The organism is Agrobacterium sp. M50-1, assembly GCF_049843495.1.
In the GTDB taxonomy this organism is placed as follows: Bacteria; Pseudomonadota; Alphaproteobacteria; order Rhizobiales; family Rhizobiaceae; genus Agrobacterium; species Agrobacterium radiobacter.
Map to the genome: position 1 here is coordinate 150,214 of NZ_JBBHZH010000005.1, position 15,254 is coordinate 165,467.

The window sequence follows — 15,254 nt, forward strand, 5'->3', positions numbered from 1 at the left end:
CGGGCTGACGCCTCGCGTCCGTCCGCAAACGCCCTCGTTTTGGGAGGTGACCGGACATGAGCGCCACCCAGAAAAAAACGCTTTCCTACTTCAAATGGGCCTTTATCGTCACCGTGGTCGGTTTGATCCTCGGCGGTTATCTCGGTTGGGAAATGACCGGAACGGTGGGCGGCACGGCGACCATCTTCTTCATCTGCGTCGTTCTGGCGGTGCTGGAAATCTCGCTCTCCTTCGACAACGCCATCGTCAACGCCAACAAGCTCAAGGATATGACGCCGGTCTGGCAGCACCGCTTCCTGACCTGGGGTATCCTGATTGCCGTTTTCGGCATGCGCATCGTCTTCCCGCTGCTGATTGTCGTCGTTGCCGCGAATGTCGGTCCGTGGACGGCAATCGTGATGGCGGCCACGCAGCCGGAACGTTACGCGGAAATCATGCGGGACGCCCATCTGCCGATTGCGGCATTCGGCGGCACCTTCCTGATGATGGTCGGTCTCAACTTCTTCTTCGACCACGAAAAGGACGTGCACTGGGTGCGCTGGATCGAAGAAAAGGCGGCGATCTATTCCTCCGTCAAGGGCATCGAGATCGCCTTCGTGCTTGTCGTCATGCTGGTCTTTTCCCGCATCATCGGCGCAAGCGATGATCCCGCGCTCGGTCCGGTCGCGGCCAACACCTTCTTCCATTCGGCGATCTGGGGTCTTTTGACCTTCCTGCTGGTGGAAGTCGTTGGCGGCATTCTCGACCGCAGTCAGGAGATGCTGGAAGGTGCTGCAAAGGGCGGCTTCGGCGCGTTTCTTTATCTCGAAGTGCTGGATGCTAGCTTCTCCTTCGACGGCGTGATCGGCGCTTTCGCGCTGACGCAGAACCTCTTCATCATCGCCATCGGCCTCGGCATCGGCGCCATGTACGTCCGTTCGATGACCATCATGCTGGTGGAGAAGGGGACACTGGCCGAATATCGCTACCTCGAACACGGCGCTTTCTACGCGATCCTCATCCTGTCCGTCATCATGTACGTGCAGACCATGGTGCATATACCCGAGGTCATCACGGGCCTTGGCGGTGCGGGCCTGATCGGTATCTCGCTCTGGTCGTCGATCCGCTATAACCGGCAGCAGAATGCCGATGCGGTCGATGCCGCACGCGGCGCGGAAATCTGATCCGCGATTGTCCTTGCCTTCCGCCGTCGCGGCGGAAGGCAGTTTTTAAGCATTGAATTCTTTTTTTGCCTGTTTTTATTGCTAGTCACTCTTTGTGGAAAATTCAGCCACAAGCAGAATAAACTCCTTAAGTCGCTGTTTTTACTTGTACTTGTGCGCCGCAGCAAAACTGGCACGCTTCCTGCATCTTAATTCGCAAGTCCAGAGGGGACATTATGGCTCGAAAACGGGTCAACAAACGCCGCCGCGCCGCGCGATCTTTCGGATCTGCGCCGTGCGGCGGTTTTGTTTGTGCGGGATGGTTCTTGAGTTTTTCGCTCTGTTGAATGAAAACGGTAGGATAACGACTGGAAGGGTCACGGCTTGCCTGCACAATTGTCGCCCACGGAGGCCTTGGGGCTCTGGCATCGTGTATCCACGGCGCAGGTCGTTGACGATCAGCCGGATTTGACCTTGCGTCAAACCGCCATCCTGCTGCAGATTTATCTCGTGCCGCCCCCCCACACCGTGCGGGGTCTTGCCGCCATGCTGGGTGTCACCAAGCCGGTCATTACCCGCGCGCTCGACAGTCTGGGCGCTCTCGGTCTGGTCGATCGGGTCCGGGATGAGCGGGACAAGCGCAATGTTGTGATAAAACGCACGGTGGCCGGTGCGCTTTATCTGGAAAAATTCGGCGATCTGATTATTGATCAGGCGCGCAAGATCTAACCTCTGGATGTGAACCCATGATGCTCGACCGCCGCCTGAATGTCTTCCGCTCCGACCTTGCCGATGAAAAACTGCAGGGCGCGGTGCAGGCCGAACGTTTCGTCAGCGGCACGGCCGCCCAGATCGTGTTGCCGGTTACTGGCCTGCGGCCGACGCCCGATTTTGCCGCCGGCATCGATACCGAGCTGCTGTTTGGCGAAACTATCCGTGTTTTCGACAGGGCCAACGGCTGGGCATGGGTGCAGGCGGATGCGGATGGGTATGCCGGCTACGTGCCGGAAACGGCGATCGGTGATGTCGCCACCGCCACCCATCGGGTGATTGCACCGCGCACTTTTCTCTACCCAGCCGCTGAATTGCGCAAACCGCCGGTCGCAGCGCTGTCCATGGGTAGCCTGATCCGCATCGTCGGCGAAGCGGAAACGCGTGGCACCCGCTATCTCATGACCGAAAAAGGCGAAGGCATCATCGCCGCCCATTGCCGCGCCGTCGATGCGGCGCTTGAGGAAGATTATGTGGCGGTGGCGTTGCGCTTTATCGAAACGCCCTATCTCTGGGGTGGCCGCTCCGGTTTCGGCATCGATTGTTCCGGCCTCGTGCAGCTTTCCATGGCGATGACGGGCCGCTGGGTTCTGCGCGACACCGATATGCAGGTGAAGTCGCTGGGCGTGGAAATAGAGCGTGACGAATTGCGGCGCGGCGATCTCGTCTTCTGGAAGGGCCATGTCGGCTTCATGGAAAACGAAGAAACGCTGCTGCATGCCAATGGCCATACGATGAATGTCGCACGCGAAAATCTCGATGCGGCCATCGAGCGCATCGGCTGGCTTTATGAAAAACCCACGGCTTACCGCCGGCTGGAGGCCTGAGAGGGCGGCTTTCACGAAATTGTGCCTGCCCCGCCCTTTGTGCGAGAGCCGCCGACGGCCTACATCGGTTGAATGATGGTACGGGACCGGCATCAATGAAAACAAGAACGGCGACACGATTGGCAGCGATCCTAACAGCGGCTTTGCTGAGCGCGTCGGCTGAGGCGCAGACTGTTTTCCAGAATGGTTTTGCCCCCGCGCCGGATGCCTATGCGAACCTGCCCGGCGTCAAGGATCCGCGAACGCTGCAACCCAAAGTGCGTTACACCTGCCATAGCGCACTTGGCGCGACTGGATATTCACGCGGCCCCTACCGCAATGTTTTCGGCAACCGCGGGCTTCCCGTTCAGGGTTACCGGTGCACCGACGAAAACGGCGTTTCCAGCTTCGGCAGAAACCCGGTCTCCAGGGACTGGTATCCCGGCATCAATCCCGTCGACCCGACCTTCTGAAGGGGCGGCTTAAAGCATCGGACCAAAAACTGTCCTGAAAATCGACGTGCAGGCGCGACCGCGAAGGCATTTGCCCAACCGGCGCTCTGGACTTGTTATCGCTTTTTCAGATAAATCTTTCCGCATGACAGGTTGATACCTGCCGGGGTGCGGAGTGACATCGGCTGTTCAGACCTTTGGCCGATATTGGGGAATGCGAGTATGACGAAGACCGATATAGCCACCCGTGTCCACAATCATACCTGGAAACTCGACCCGATCGTCCGCAGCCTGATCGATACGGATTTCTACAAGCTCCTGATGTTGCAGATGATCTGGAAGCTTTATCCGGAAGTCGATGCGACGTTTTCGCTGATCAACCGCACGAAGACCGTGCGGCTGGCGGAAGAGATCGACGAGATGGAGCTGCGCGAGCAGCTCGATCATGCGCGCACGCTGCGTCTCTCCAAAAAGGAGAATATCTGGCTCGCGGGTAATACCTTCTATGGCCGCTCGCAAATCTTCGAGCCGGAATTTCTCTCCTGGCTTTCGAGCTATCAATTGCCGGAATACGAACTTTTCAAGCGTGACGGGCAATATGAGCTGAACTTTCACGGCCGCTGGATGGATACGACGCTCTGGGAAATCCCGGCGCTCGCAATCATCAACGAGCTGCGCTCGCGCAGCGCCATGCGCTCGCTCGGTTATTTCACGCTGGATGTGCTTTACGCCCGCGCAAAAGCCAAGATGTGGGAAAAGGTCGAGCGGTTGCGGGAACTGCCGGGCCTGCGCATTTCCGATTTCGGCACCCGCCGCCGCCACAGCTTCCTCTGGCAGCGCTGGTGTGTCGAGGCGCTGAAGGAGGGCATCGGGCCTGCTTTCACCGGCACGAGCAATGTCCTGCTCGCCATGGATTCCGATCTCGAAGCCGTCGGCACAAACGCGCATGAACTGCCGATGGTGGTCGCGGCGCTGGCGCAGACGAATGAGGAACTGGCCGCGGCACCCTATCAGGTTCTGAAAGACTGGAACCGGCTTTACGGCGGCAACCTGCTGATCGTGCTGCCGGACGCCTTCGGCACGGCGGCGTTTCTGCGCAACGCGCCGGAATGGGTGGCGGACTGGACGGGCTTCCGTCCAGACAGCGCGCCGCCGATCGAAGGCGGGGAAAAGATCATCGAGTGGTGGCAGAAGATGGGCCGCGATCCGCGCAAGAAGATGCTGATCTTTTCCGACGGTCTCGATGTCGATGCCATTATCGACACCTACAGGCATTTCGAGGGCCGCGTGCGCATGAGCTTCGGCTGGGGCACCAATCTGACGAATGATTTCGCCGGCTGCGCCCCGAAGACCATCGCCAGCCTCAAGCCGATCTCCATTGTCTGCAAGGTCAGCGACGCCAATGGCCGTCCGGCGGTGAAGCTCTCGGACAATCCGCAAAAGGCGACCGGCGATCCGGCTGAAGTGGAACGTTACCTGAAGTTCTTCGGCGAGGAAGACCACAAGGAACAGAAGGTTCTGGTTTAAAGCTTTTCCAGGAAAAGTGGAGCCCGGTTTTCCGTCCGGAAATGCTCTAAATTGCGACCGGGCGCTCCGGTTGACGAAGCGCCCGTTGAAGCCTGATTACTTCGCGAACTGGTGTGCGATGTAGTGGAAGAGGGCGCGGATACCCTGCGCCTCTCCGCCGATCGATGAATGATGCCTCTCGCTCAAAGACCAGCCGTAAATATCGAAATGCGCCCAGCGCCTGGTATTGGTGACGAAACGCTTCAGGAACAGGGCGGCGGTGATCGATCCGCCCATGCCGCCCGAAGGCGCGTTGGTGATATCCGCCGCGCGTGAGCGGATATCCTTGTCGTAGCCCATATAAAGCGGCATGCGCCACAGCGGATCGTCCGTATCGATGCTGGCTTCCGCGATATCATGCGCCAGATCCTCGTCATCGGTGTAGAAGGGCGGCAGATCCGGGCCGAGCGCGACGCGGGCAGCACCGGTCAGCGTCGCCATGTCGATCATCAGCTCCGGCGCATCTTCGTCCGCATAGGCTAGTGTATCTGCGAGAACAAGACGGCCTTCGGCGTCGGTATTGTCGATCTGCACGGTGAGCCCTTTACGGCTGCGGTAGATGTCGCCGGGACGGAAGGCATTGGCGGAGATGGAGTTTTCGACAGCGGGCACGAGAACGCGAAGATCGACCGGCAGCTTCGCATCCATGATCATCAGCGCAAGACCGAGGACATTGGCCGCTCCTCCCATATCCTTCTTCATCAGCGCCATGGAAGCGGCGGGTTTGATATCGAGGCCGCCTGTATCGAAGCAGACGCCCTTGCCGACGAGGGTGAGGCGAGGATTGCCCTTCTTGCCCCAGTTCATCTCCAGAAGCCGCGGCGCGCTTTCGCTGGCCCGGCCGACGGCATGGATCAGTGGGAAGTTTTCCTTGAGCAGATCGTCGCCGGTGGTGACCTTCACCTTCGCCTTGTAATGGGCGGCAAGCGCACGGAAGGCGATCTCAAGCTCGTCCGGCCCCATGTCGTTGGCCGGGACATTGATGAGGTCACGCGCGAGGAAAACGCCGGCCAGAACGCGCTTGATCTCGCCGTCTTCCGCATCCTGCGGAATGAGAAGCTTCGCCCCGCTGGTTTTCGTTGTCTTGTATTTGTCGAAGCGATAGCTGCCGAGGCCGAAGCCGAGAGCGAGGCGATTGGCCGTCAGCGGTGCGGTCTCGATGTGCCACTCGCCTTCCGGCAGCTCACGGGCGAGTTTCCCGGTGATGAAGGGAATTTCGGATGGATTGCCGCCGAGGCCGAGAAGCACGCCGCCCAGTGAACCATCGGCGGAAGGAACGAGCAGAATGGCCCCTGCCTCCGCCTTGAACCCCGCCTTCTTCGCCCAGTCCAGAGCGACAGGATCGATAGCGCCCTGTTCGATATGGGCTGGCGTGACGGCGAAAACCGGCAATGTGCTGCCGGCCTTGGAGCTGAAGGGGGTCGGGCGTTCGATGAACTGATAGGGCGCCATTATATGCTTCCGTAAATGTCGAGAATCGGTGCGATTAACGCTCTGTTAGGGTTAACAGATTATTGCTTAAGCGAAAGTTGCGTCATGTGAGTCTGTCGTGTGTCGGGCGCAAGATTAATCATTCTTGGGCGGGGGCGCTGCCATGACTGCATTTTCTTTGGACGAGACAGGCCGGACAGGGTTGCTGCGGGGTGCATGTCTTGCCGCATTGGTTCTTGCGGTTTCAGGATGCGCTAGCACCAACAAGCCGGACCGCATGTCCACCGGCTCCATTCCCGCCGCCACACGCTCCTATGATCACATGAACATGGAGCAGCTTCGCCAGGCGGAACAGAGCGCCGGCAAAGCCTATGAACGCAGCCCCAAGGATAAATCGGTGGGCATGAATTATGCCAGCGTGCTGATGATGACCGGCAAGAACACACAGGCTCTCGCCGTCATGCAGCAGATCGCCATCGCCAATCCAGCCGACCGTGATGTCCTTGCCGCCTATGGTAAGTCGCAGGCGGCCGCCGGCCAGCTGGAGCAGGCGCTTTCGACCATCCAGAGGGCACAGACGCCGGACAGGCCGGATTGGCGGCTATATTCCGCCGAAGGCGCCGTGCTCGATCAGCTTGGACGCTCGAACGAGGCACGTTCCCGCTACAGGCAGGCGCTTGACCTGAAGCCGAACGATCCAAGCGTGTTGTCCAATCTCGGCATGTCCTATGTCCTGTCGAGCGATCCGCGCACTGCCGAAACATATCTGCAATCGGCCATCGCCCAGCCGGGCGCCGATAGCCGCGTCCGTCAGAACCTCGCGCTCGTGGTCGGTCTTCAGGGCCGCTTTGCCGAAGCCGAGCGCATCGCGGTTCAGGAACTCTCCGCGCAGCAGGCGCAGGCGAATCTCACCTATCTGCGTGCAATGCTTTCCCAGCAGAACTCCTGGCAGCAACTGGCGAAAAAAGACGGCAAACCGGCTGGTTGATATGCTTTCGGATGCACTGGCCGGTGTGAACCGCAGGCATCATGACTTCTGTTGCGACAAGCCTGCTGGCGTATGGCCTCGTTAGAACGTATCCATGACGCGAAGGCCGGCTGGCCCGAGAATGACGGCAATGAGTACCGGCAGGAAAAACAGGATCATCGGCACGGTCAGTTTCGGCGGCAGTGCAGCCGCCTTTTTCTCGGCTTCATTCATTCGTTCATCCCGGCCTTCCTGCGCGAGAACACGCAGGGCCTGGGCAAGCGGGGTGCCATACCGCTCCGCCTGAATAAGCGCCTGTACCACGCTTTTGACGCCTTCCAGCTGGGTGCGCATGCCGAAATTCTCAAGCGCCATGCGCCTGTCCTGCAGGAAGGACAGCTCCGCTGTCGTCAGGATCATTTCCTCCGCCAGTTCAGGCGACTGTTCACCCATCTCTTCCGCCACGCGGCGCATGGCTGCTTCCATCGAGACACCGGATTCGATGCAGATCAGCATCAGATCAAGTGCATCCGGCCATGCCCGCTTGATTGAGGCCTGCCGCTTGGTCATGCGGTTCGAAACATAGATATTGGGGGCATAGAAGCCGACATAGCCGAAAAGAAGCACCGCCATCAGCTGAACGACAAAAGCCTGGTCAGCCAGGTTTCCGAGAAGGAAAACCCAGGTGAATGCCACAGCCAGAAAAATGAACGGCAGGACGAACCGCGCAGCAAGAAACGTATTGAGCGCATTCTGGGAACGGAAACCGGCGGCGCGCAGCTTGTTCATCGTGTTCTTGTCAGCAAGCGCTTCGCGGAGATTGAATTTTTCAACGATCCGCCGTGCGGACTTATTATTATTGCCACGAAGGGAAGTCTTGCCCTCCCGCGTTGCGGTCGCCAGACGCTCGCGCTCGCGGCTACGAATGAGTTCCCGTTCCGACGAGACGGCTTTCATCCGCTTGGCAAGATCTTTCCGCTCCAGGAAAGGCACGATCAGCGTATAGAGGGTCGCGAAGACCGCCAGAGTGACGAGAATGGCGATGATCGTTTGCGGATCCGTCAGGCGGGAGAAGAGATTTCCTGTCATGGCCGCCCCTCAAATATCGAAATTGATCATTTGACGCATGATGAAAATCCCGATGAGCATCCACAATCCGGATGCCCCCAGAATCATGTGTCCGCGGACATCCGTAAAAAGAACCGAGAGATAGTCCGGCGATGTGAGGTGTACCAGCAACATTACGATGAAAGGCAACGCGCCGATGATGACCGCAGACGCTTTGGCCTCCATGGACAGGGCGTTTACTTTCGCGCGCATTTTTCTGCGATCACGCAACACCTTGGAAAGGTTGGACAATGCCTCCGAAAGATTGCCACCTGCCTGGGCCTGGATATTGATGACCGTGCTGAAGAAGCTGACTTCGAAAAGCGGCATGGTCAGCATCATGCGCTCGATGCCCTGCGGGATTCCGATACCCACCTGCTGCGCATCGACAACCCGCTGAAACTCCGTTTTCACCGGTTCCTGACCGTCCGAGGCGATCAGTCGTACCGCGTCGTTCAGCGGCAAGCCCGACTTGATCGAGCGGCACATGACATCAAGCGCATTGGGAAACTCCTCGAGGAATTTTTTCTGCCGGCGCTTGAGGAGAAATGCCAATACCCAGCGTGGCAAACCCAGGGCCGCAACGGCGGCTATGAGGAGAGCGATCAGTAACGACAGGCCATAGATAAGGGCAATGAAAGCGGCACAACCCGCCGCGCCAGCGCTGAGAAGGTGGAATTGCCGGACGGAAATTGCCAGCCCGGCCTGTACGAGCTTATCGCGCAGGCTTACATTCTTTGCTTTTTTCGCCTTTTCGTTTTGTTTCTTTTCCATATCCCGCAGGCTGTCCTGCATGGATTTACGGCGCTTGCTGAGTTCCTGGACCCGGTCGCGTGCGGCTTTGATATTGGTGTGATCTGTCTCTGCGGCCTGCACCCGCTTGAAGCGGCTGGTGGTCTTTTTTTCGACCTCTATCTGCTGGAAAAGAAAGGCATAAGCGAGCGCTCCTGCCGAGATGGCGACAAGTACAGCCAGTAACACTATTGTCGGGTCCATGGCAGTCGCTTTCCGTTAGGATGTCTTTTCCATCTCATCGAGCGCGGCCGCCAGACGTTTTTCTTCGCCGTAATAGCGTGCGCGATCCCAGAAATGCGGCTTGCTGATACCGGTCGATACGTGTCTGCCGATCAGCCTGCCCTGGGCATCCTCGCCTTCGATCTCGTACCGCATCAAATCCTGGGTAACGATGACGTCGCCTTCCATGCCGATCACTTCCGTGATCTGCGTGATCCGGCGTGATCCGTCGCGCAGACGCGCGGCCTGAATGACGACATCGATCGAGCCTGAGATGATTTCGCGCACGGTCTTGGCCGGCAGGGTGAAGCCGCCCATGGCGATCATCGATTCGATACGGCTGAGGCATTCGCGCGGCGTATTGGCATGCAGCGTTCCCATTGAGCCGTCATGACCGGTGTTCATGGCCTGGAGCAGGTCAAAAACTTCCGGCCCGCGCACTTCGCCGACGATGATGCGCTCAGGCCGCATGCGAAGGCAGTTCTTGACGAGATCGCGCATGGTGATCTCGCCTTCCCCTTCGATATTCGGCGGACGCGTTTCGAGCCTCACCACATGCGGTTGCTGCAGCTGCAGTTCGGCAGTGTCTTCGCAGGTGATGACGCGTTCATCCTTGTCGATGAAGCTCGTCAGGCAGTTAAGAAGTGTTGTCTTGCCCGAGCCGGTGCCGCCCGAGATGACGACATTGCAGCGGACGCGACCGATGATCTTCAGCAATGTCGCGCCTTCGGGCGTGATCGCTCCGAAACGCACGAGCTGGTCGAGCGTCAGCTTGTCCCGCTTGAATTTTCGGATTGTCAGCGCCGGGCCATCGATGGCAAGCGGTGGTGCGATGACATTGACGCGCGATCCGTCCGGTAGGCGTGCGTCGCATATCGGGCTCGACTCATCCACGCGTCGGCCGACCTGGCTGACGATGCGCTGGCAGATGGAGAGCAACTGCGCATTGTCTCGAAAGCGGATATCGGACTCGATCGTTTTGCCGCCGACTTCAATGAAGGTCTGGCCGGAGCCGTTGACCATAATATCGGCGATGTCGTCGCGCGCGAGAAGCGGTTCCAGCGGCCCGTAGCCCAGAACGTCATTGCAGATGTCTTCGAGCAGTTCTTCCTGCTCGGCAATCGACATGGCGAAGTTCTTGATCGTGATGATATCATTGACGATATCACGAATTTCCTCGCGCGCGCTTTCCGCGTCGAGCTTGGCGAGCTGTGAGAGATCGATCGTATCGATAAGTGCGGAAAATACCTGGCTCTTGGTATTATAGTAGTCTTCCGTGCGGGCGCGTTTTCGCTGCGCGGGCGGTGGGCTCGCGGTGGCCTGACGCGTGACGGGTGACTGGCCGGGCTCAAGAGTGTCAATTGCAAGAGAACGAGGCTCAGACACCGTCGCCGCCTGCATGGACACAGGTGCAACAGGTTCCGGCTTCGTGCTCCTGGCTGGGCCTTCAGGCCCGCGTTTTCCGAACATCGGCGTTTCCGTCTAAGGGCGCAGGCAGAAGACCTACTTGCGCTTGAGAATATTCTTCAGTTTTTCCAGGCCGCCGCGTCTGCTTTTGCGCAGCACGGAGCGGCCTGTGATGGTGTGGGCGATCTGCGAGAAGGTTTCCGCCGTCTGGGATTTTTCATCCATCTCGCTGATCATGCGTCCGCTATTGGCGGCATTTCCGAACAATTGCGCGTCGAATGGAATGATCGCGATCGGCTCGATTTCCAGCGGCTCGAGGAAATCCGCCGGTGCGATTTCCGGACGTTTGGGCATACCGACCTGATTGAGAACGAGATGCGGTAATTTGTCGTTGGGTCTCAGCTTGATCAGCGCGTCGAAGAGATTCTTCGTATTGCGCAGATTTGCGAGATCGGGAACCGCCGTAATGATCACCTCGTCGGCTTCTGCAAGGACTGCCCGGGTCCAGTCGCACCATTGGTGGGGAAGATCGAGAACCGCAACGGGCGCACTGCGCTGCAAAACCTCGAGGATCGGCAGAAATGCCTGACGATCGAGATCATAGGTCCTGTCGAGAAGCGACGGTGCCGCGAGCAGCGACAGATGATCGGAACATTTGGTCAGCAGACGGTCGAGAAACACCTCGTCCAGTCGCTCCGGCGAAAAGACCGCCTCAGCCATGCCCTGGGCGGGATCCTGATCGAAATCGATATTGGCCGTGCCATAGGCAAGATCCATATCCGCCAGAATGGTTTCCGTGGAGAAGAGGCTCGATATGCCGAAGGCGCAATTATGCGCGATGGTCGATGAACCCACGCCGCCCTTGGCGCCAATGAAAGCGATGTTACGGCCCAGCGGCTCCGCTTCGGGGTCGACGAAGATCGCGGCGATAGAAGCCAAGAGATCGGCCATATTGATCGGCGCGACGAGATATTCGGAAATGCCGTTGCGGATGAGATCGCGATAAAGCGTTATGTCGTTGTGTCGACCGACGATGATGACACGCGTGGAGGGATCGCAGACCTCCGCCAGGGGCGCGAGATCGTCCAGCAGCGAGGCGGTTGAGCTTGCCGTTTCAAGAACGATGAGATTGGGCGTGGGCGACGCGGAAAACATCGTGGCAGCCGCATTGATGTCGCCCTTCGTCACGCGCAAGGTAACCTTGCTCATCCGCCGGTCACTGGACAGTGCGTCCATGACGGCCTGCATATTGTCGCTGACGCAGAAAGCGTGAACGGAAATGCGGGGCAGGGGCCGCAGACGATCCATATCCGAGGCGCGCACCGGCGGTTCGGCTTCTGGACCACCGCTTGGCTTGATATCGTATTCTACAGCGCTCATCGTCTTTCCTGCCGTGACAAATGTTGGATCCGCATCAATCTGCCGTCACCGTGGAGGGCTTGCCGCGATAGGTCTCGATGACGACCGCACGGCGTTCGGCATCGATCGGGCTCATGCCGCGCGGGCCAACCAGATCCATGGGATTGGCGATCTGGGCCGCGAGATTGCTCTGTGAAGCGCAGCCGAAATTGTACCAGTTCTTGTTGGCGAAGGTATTGTCCGAAAGATCTTCGGGCCATTGGCCGCACTGGCCGGTCATGGCGGTGACGGCGACATAGCTCAGGCGGATGGGCGCGGCATCGCCGTTCGGCGAAGCGGCATAGCGCGTCTCCATGATCTTGCCTGGCGCCACGCCCGCGCCGGAAAGCGCCGAGCGGATTTGTTTCGCCATTCGTGACGCCGCCGCCGAATTGGCTGATCCGGACGGAATTTGGATATTGATGACACCCGTCGACATGGACGCATAATTCTGGGCGAAGCCGCGGACATTGTCGGCCGCCGCAGTGGTCAACCGGCTGTCGCCGGCCGAGATGGGAATGTCCAGCGAATGCTCCGCTTCCGACAGAGTGATCGGGTGGCGTGTGCGATAATCGTCGGGAATGGCATTGGTGGTCATCGGATCGCGCGCGCAGCCCTGCAGCAGGCCGGCGGCAAGTGCGACCACGGTGACGAGACCGGCCCTCCTTCCGGACAGGAAGATGGAAAAGGAGGAAGAGGTTTCCTGCATGACGTTTCCTGTCTGGATCGGGCTCGCTGCTGCGAGGGGATTTTGTGCGTGTGTCGTCATTTGTAGATGAACCCCACGGATCCCTGATAGGGAGCCGCCTGAACCTGGTCCTTGCGGCCATAGACCTTGTTGACGCGGTTCATGAAATACATGGCGGCATCGTTTTCCGGATTGAAGTTGTCATCCGGCCGGGCGATCTGGTTGCGGGCAACGGGTCTCACCAGATAGGGCGTTGCGATGATGACCAGTTCCGTTTCATTGCGCAGGAAGTCCTTGCTGCGGAAAAGCGTGCCGAAGATCGGAATTTTCGAGATGCCCGGCAGCCCGGACATGGCCTGCCGGACATTGTCCTGAACAAGGCCCGCAATCACGATCGATCCGCCGGAGGGAAGCTCGACCGTTGTGGAGGTTTCGCGCTTGCGCACCGACATGTAGGTCGAGCCTGGAATGCCACGCCCGTAATTGCCGGTGACGACATTGCCTTCATAGGTGGGTTCGGACACGTTGGTCTCGATCTTGAGACTTATTCTGCCTGGTGAAAGCACCACCGGCTTGAAGTTCAACGTAATGCCATAGTCAACCGTCTGTGTCTCGCGTATGACTTTGCTCGGCTGTTTCGTCTCGTTATCAATCTCGATTTCTTGTGTAGCGGCAAGTCGGAAGTCACCGCCCACGTAAAATTTGGCCTGCTCGCCGGAAATGGCTGTCAGGCTCGGCTCTGCCAGGGTGCGCATCACGCCGGCCTGCTCCATGGCGTTGAGGTAGGAAGCGAACCTGAGGGAGCCAGAACCAATCGCACCACTGGCGATCCGGGACGCTCCATCGATCGCGTTGCCGAGATTGGACGGATTTGCGAATTCGAAACCATTGCCGCTCGTTGTACTGCCGATCGACCCGTTGAAGCCGAGTTGCTTCAGAACCTGTCTGCTGACTTCGGCAACGGTGACCTTCAGCGTCACCTGATCTTCACCTTCGATCGTCAGCATGTTGACGATTTGCGATACCTGCCGGCGCTCGGCAAAAATCGCCGCATCGCCGCCATTGTCGCCGCCCGTCAGCGATATGTTGCGGGTGGTGGCCTCACCGCCTTTCAGAAAGGCGTCTGCAAGCTGGACGGCGCGTGCCGAGTCCTGCGGTGTGCGCACCGATCCGGTAAGCACGATGTTGTCCGAGACGATTTCCACCTTGATGTCCGATTCGGGAATAAAACGACGGATATTGGCCTCAAGCCCGGAGATGTCGCGCTCCACCTCCAGATCGATGCTGACGATCTCCCTGCCGCCTTCACCGAAAATGAAAATGTTGGTCTGTCCCACCGTTTTACCGAAGAGATAGATACGTCTGGATGTGCGGGTCACGGCGTCAGCGAGGCTCGGATCGGCAACGAGAATGTCGTGGGCATCTTCGGGCAGGTCGATCACCAGCGCCTTGTTCAAGCCGAGGTTCAGGCGCTTGCGAATACCTGCGCCGCTTTGGGTGATCCGAACGATGCTCGCGCTTTGCGCCTGTGCTTCGCTGACGCGCAGTAACTTGGGGGGATACTGGCCGGGAACACCTGAAAAGGCCAGGCAGAATGCGAGCCCACCCGCCATCGATGAACGCAGGCGTTGTTTGAGAGGTTTCGTCATGAGCTCCCCGGTCATTGTGATGCTCCTTGACCGCTTTGCACGATCGAGCCGGATTTGATCACCTGAATTTCCGGTTGTCCGGAACCTCCATTAAGAAGATGGCCGGCGGAAAGCGTGTCGTTTTCCTGTGCATCGGCGACGGAGCGCAAGGCGAGCGTGAGACGATCCGCCATCTGTTGCGCCACCGTTATGATCTTTGCCTGTTCAGGGGTCAGTTCCAATGTGGCGGTTGCGCCGACCACCGCCGACGTTCCGTCCTCGCCTTCCTTGATCTGCTGATCGATCGCCAGGACACGAACATTGTTCAAAACATTTTCGGTCAGAAAGTTACCGTTATCGCCCTTGCGGACCATGATCACATCGACCCGGTCATTGGGCAGCACGAAACCGCCCGCGCCGGTGGAGACGGAAATCTCGGTCGCGACAGCGCGTTTTCCGGCCGGCAATAGGGAAGACATGATGCGGGTGCTGGAATCGACCACTTTTTCCGGCCGAATCGGTTCACCTTCGAAAAGAGGCAGCCGCACGACCGCGCCTGTGAGTTCGGTGACGGCGTCAGGCCTTTTAGCTTCCGTTATGAAACTGTCGATCACATTGCCCTGTGGCCAGGGTGTCCAGCGCACGGAACTGTCGTTCAGGCGGCTGCCGACGGGCAGATTGACCGAAGAGACCAGAACGTTGACCGTCGGTTCTTTCTGGATGATCGTTTCCGCTTTTTCGATGACCTGCTTGGCGCCGGAAATCTGCATGGCGACAAGACCGGCAAGACCGGCGGCCACCAGGGCAACGGAAAGGATGACAATACGCGACGGTTTCATGCTCGATCCTTGAGGGAATCAGATTCTTCTCCCGTCAG

Annotated in this window: 14 protein-coding genes; 6 read left to right on the forward strand and 8 right to left on the reverse strand. The window is 58.8% G+C overall.

The window, feature by feature from the left end; genetic code table 11:
• Positions 1–56 precede the first annotated feature (56 nt).
• From WDZ78_RS14020 to pncB, 5 genes are all read left to right on the forward strand, one after another.
• The gene (locus WDZ78_RS14020; RefSeq protein WP_020011176.1) at positions 57–1,163 is read left to right on the forward strand and encodes a DUF475 domain-containing protein; all 1,107 of its coding nucleotides are present in this window, start codon (positions 57–59) and stop codon (positions 1,161–1,163) included.
• A 363-nt stretch (positions 1,164–1,526) separates the two neighbouring features.
• Positions 1,527–1,871: a MarR family transcriptional regulator gene (locus WDZ78_RS14025; RefSeq protein WP_425673360.1), complete on the forward strand. Its 345-nt coding sequence runs from the start codon at positions 1,527–1,529 to the stop codon at positions 1,869–1,871.
• A gap of 17 nt (positions 1,872–1,888) precedes the next feature.
• The gene (locus WDZ78_RS14030; RefSeq protein WP_425673361.1) at positions 1,889–2,740 is read left to right on the forward strand and encodes a C40 family peptidase; all 852 of its coding nucleotides are present in this window, start codon (positions 1,889–1,891) and stop codon (positions 2,738–2,740) included.
• Positions 2,741–2,835: 95 nt separating this feature from the next.
• Entirely contained in the window at positions 2,836–3,192 is a 357-nt protein-coding gene (locus tag WDZ78_RS14035) for a hypothetical protein (protein WP_425673362.1), read from the forward strand.
• Positions 3,193–3,393: 201 nt separating this feature from the next.
• Positions 3,394–4,698 (forward strand): nicotinate phosphoribosyltransferase, encoded by a 1,305-nt coding sequence (pncB, locus tag WDZ78_RS14040; RefSeq protein WP_003507389.1) that lies wholly within the window; start codon positions 3,394–3,396, stop codon positions 4,696–4,698.
• Positions 4,699–4,794: 96 nt separating this feature from the next.
• On the opposite strand, the gene WDZ78_RS14045 is transcribed toward pncB, so the two are convergent.
• On the reverse strand, positions 4,795–6,189 hold the full coding sequence (locus WDZ78_RS14045; protein ID WP_425673363.1) for a leucyl aminopeptidase family protein: 1,395 nt from the start codon (positions 6,187–6,189) through the stop codon (positions 4,795–4,797).
• 142 nt (positions 6,190–6,331) lie between these two features.
• Here WDZ78_RS14045 and WDZ78_RS14050 point away from each other — a divergent pair, with 142 nt between their 5' ends.
• Positions 6,332–7,156, forward strand: coding sequence for a tetratricopeptide repeat protein (locus tag WDZ78_RS14050; RefSeq protein ID WP_425673364.1), 825 nt, complete (start codon positions 6,332–6,334; stop codon positions 7,154–7,156).
• Positions 7,157–7,237: 81 nt separating this feature from the next.
• On the opposite strand, the gene WDZ78_RS14055 is transcribed toward WDZ78_RS14050, so the two are convergent.
• From WDZ78_RS14055 to cpaB, 7 genes are read right to left on the reverse strand one after another with little or no spacing between them, the layout of a single operon-like run.
• Complete coding sequence (locus WDZ78_RS14055; protein WP_020011170.1) at positions 7,238–8,224, reverse strand: type II secretion system F family protein; 987 nt, start codon at positions 8,222–8,224, stop codon at positions 7,238–7,240.
• Between the two features lie 9 nt (positions 8,225–8,233).
• On the reverse strand, positions 8,234–9,238 hold the full coding sequence (locus tag WDZ78_RS14060) for a type II secretion system F family protein (RefSeq protein ID WP_020011169.1): 1,005 nt from the start codon (positions 9,236–9,238) through the stop codon (positions 8,234–8,236).
• Positions 9,239–9,253: 15 nt separating this feature from the next.
• On the reverse strand, positions 9,254–10,726 hold the full coding sequence (locus WDZ78_RS14065; protein WP_020011168.1) for a CpaF family protein: 1,473 nt from the start codon (positions 10,724–10,726) through the stop codon (positions 9,254–9,256).
• Between the two features lie 33 nt (positions 10,727–10,759).
• The gene (locus tag WDZ78_RS14070) at positions 10,760–12,043 is read right to left on the reverse strand and encodes an AAA family ATPase (RefSeq protein ID WP_020011167.1); all 1,284 of its coding nucleotides are present in this window, start codon (positions 12,041–12,043) and stop codon (positions 10,760–10,762) included.
• Between the two features lie 34 nt (positions 12,044–12,077).
• Positions 12,078–12,770: a CpaD family pilus assembly protein gene (locus WDZ78_RS14075; RefSeq protein WP_020011166.1), complete on the reverse strand. Its 693-nt coding sequence runs from the start codon at positions 12,768–12,770 to the stop codon at positions 12,078–12,080.
• A gap of 56 nt (positions 12,771–12,826) precedes the next feature.
• Positions 12,827–14,413 carry a type II and III secretion system protein family protein gene (locus tag WDZ78_RS14080; protein WP_425673365.1) on the reverse strand — a complete coding sequence of 529 codons (1,587 nt, stop codon included), beginning with the start codon at positions 14,411–14,413 and terminating at the stop codon, positions 12,827–12,829.
• Positions 14,410–15,216, reverse strand: a complete 807-nt coding sequence (cpaB, locus tag WDZ78_RS14085) for a Flp pilus assembly protein CpaB (protein ID WP_425673366.1) — start codon at positions 15,214–15,216, stop codon at positions 14,410–14,412. Before cpaB ends, WDZ78_RS14080 begins: the two co-directional genes overlap by 4 nt.
• Positions 15,217–15,254 lie beyond the last annotated feature (38 nt).

Coding starts and splice junctions, on each gene's coding strand:
- WDZ78_RS14020 (WP_020011176.1), top strand. CDS start 57: ATGAGCGCCACCCAGAAAAAAACGCTTTCCTACTTCAAATGGGCCTTT.
- WDZ78_RS14030 (WP_425673361.1), top strand. CDS start 1,889: ATGATGCTCGACCGCCGCCTGAATGTCTTCCGCTCCGACCTTGCCGAT.
- WDZ78_RS14035 (WP_425673362.1), top strand. CDS start 2,836: ATGAAAACAAGAACGGCGACACGATTGGCAGCGATCCTAACAGCGGCT.
- pncB (WP_003507389.1), top strand. CDS start 3,394: ATGACGAAGACCGATATAGCCACCCGTGTCCACAATCATACCTGGAAA.
- WDZ78_RS14045 (WP_425673363.1), bottom strand. CDS start 6,189: ATGGCGCCCTATCAGTTCATCGAACGCCCGACCCCCTTCAGCTCCAAG.
- WDZ78_RS14050 (WP_425673364.1), top strand. CDS start 6,332: ATGACTGCATTTTCTTTGGACGAGACAGGCCGGACAGGGTTGCTGCGG.
- WDZ78_RS14055 (WP_020011170.1), bottom strand. CDS start 8,224: ATGACAGGAAATCTCTTCTCCCGCCTGACGGATCCGCAAACGATCATC.
- WDZ78_RS14060 (WP_020011169.1), bottom strand. CDS start 9,238: ATGGACCCGACAATAGTGTTACTGGCTGTACTTGTCGCCATCTCGGCA.
- WDZ78_RS14065 (WP_020011168.1), bottom strand. CDS start 10,726: ATGTTCGGAAAACGCGGGCCTGAAGGCCCAGCCAGGAGCACGAAGCCG.
- WDZ78_RS14070 (WP_020011167.1), bottom strand. CDS start 12,043: ATGAGCGCTGTAGAATACGATATCAAGCCAAGCGGTGGTCCAGAAGCC.
- WDZ78_RS14075 (WP_020011166.1), bottom strand. CDS start 12,770: ATGCAGGAAACCTCTTCCTCCTTTTCCATCTTCCTGTCCGGAAGGAGG.
- WDZ78_RS14080 (WP_425673365.1), bottom strand. CDS start 14,413: ATGACCGGGGAGCTCATGACGAAACCTCTCAAACAACGCCTGCGTTCA.
- cpaB (WP_425673366.1), bottom strand. CDS start 15,216: ATGAAACCGTCGCGTATTGTCATCCTTTCCGTTGCCCTGGTGGCCGCC.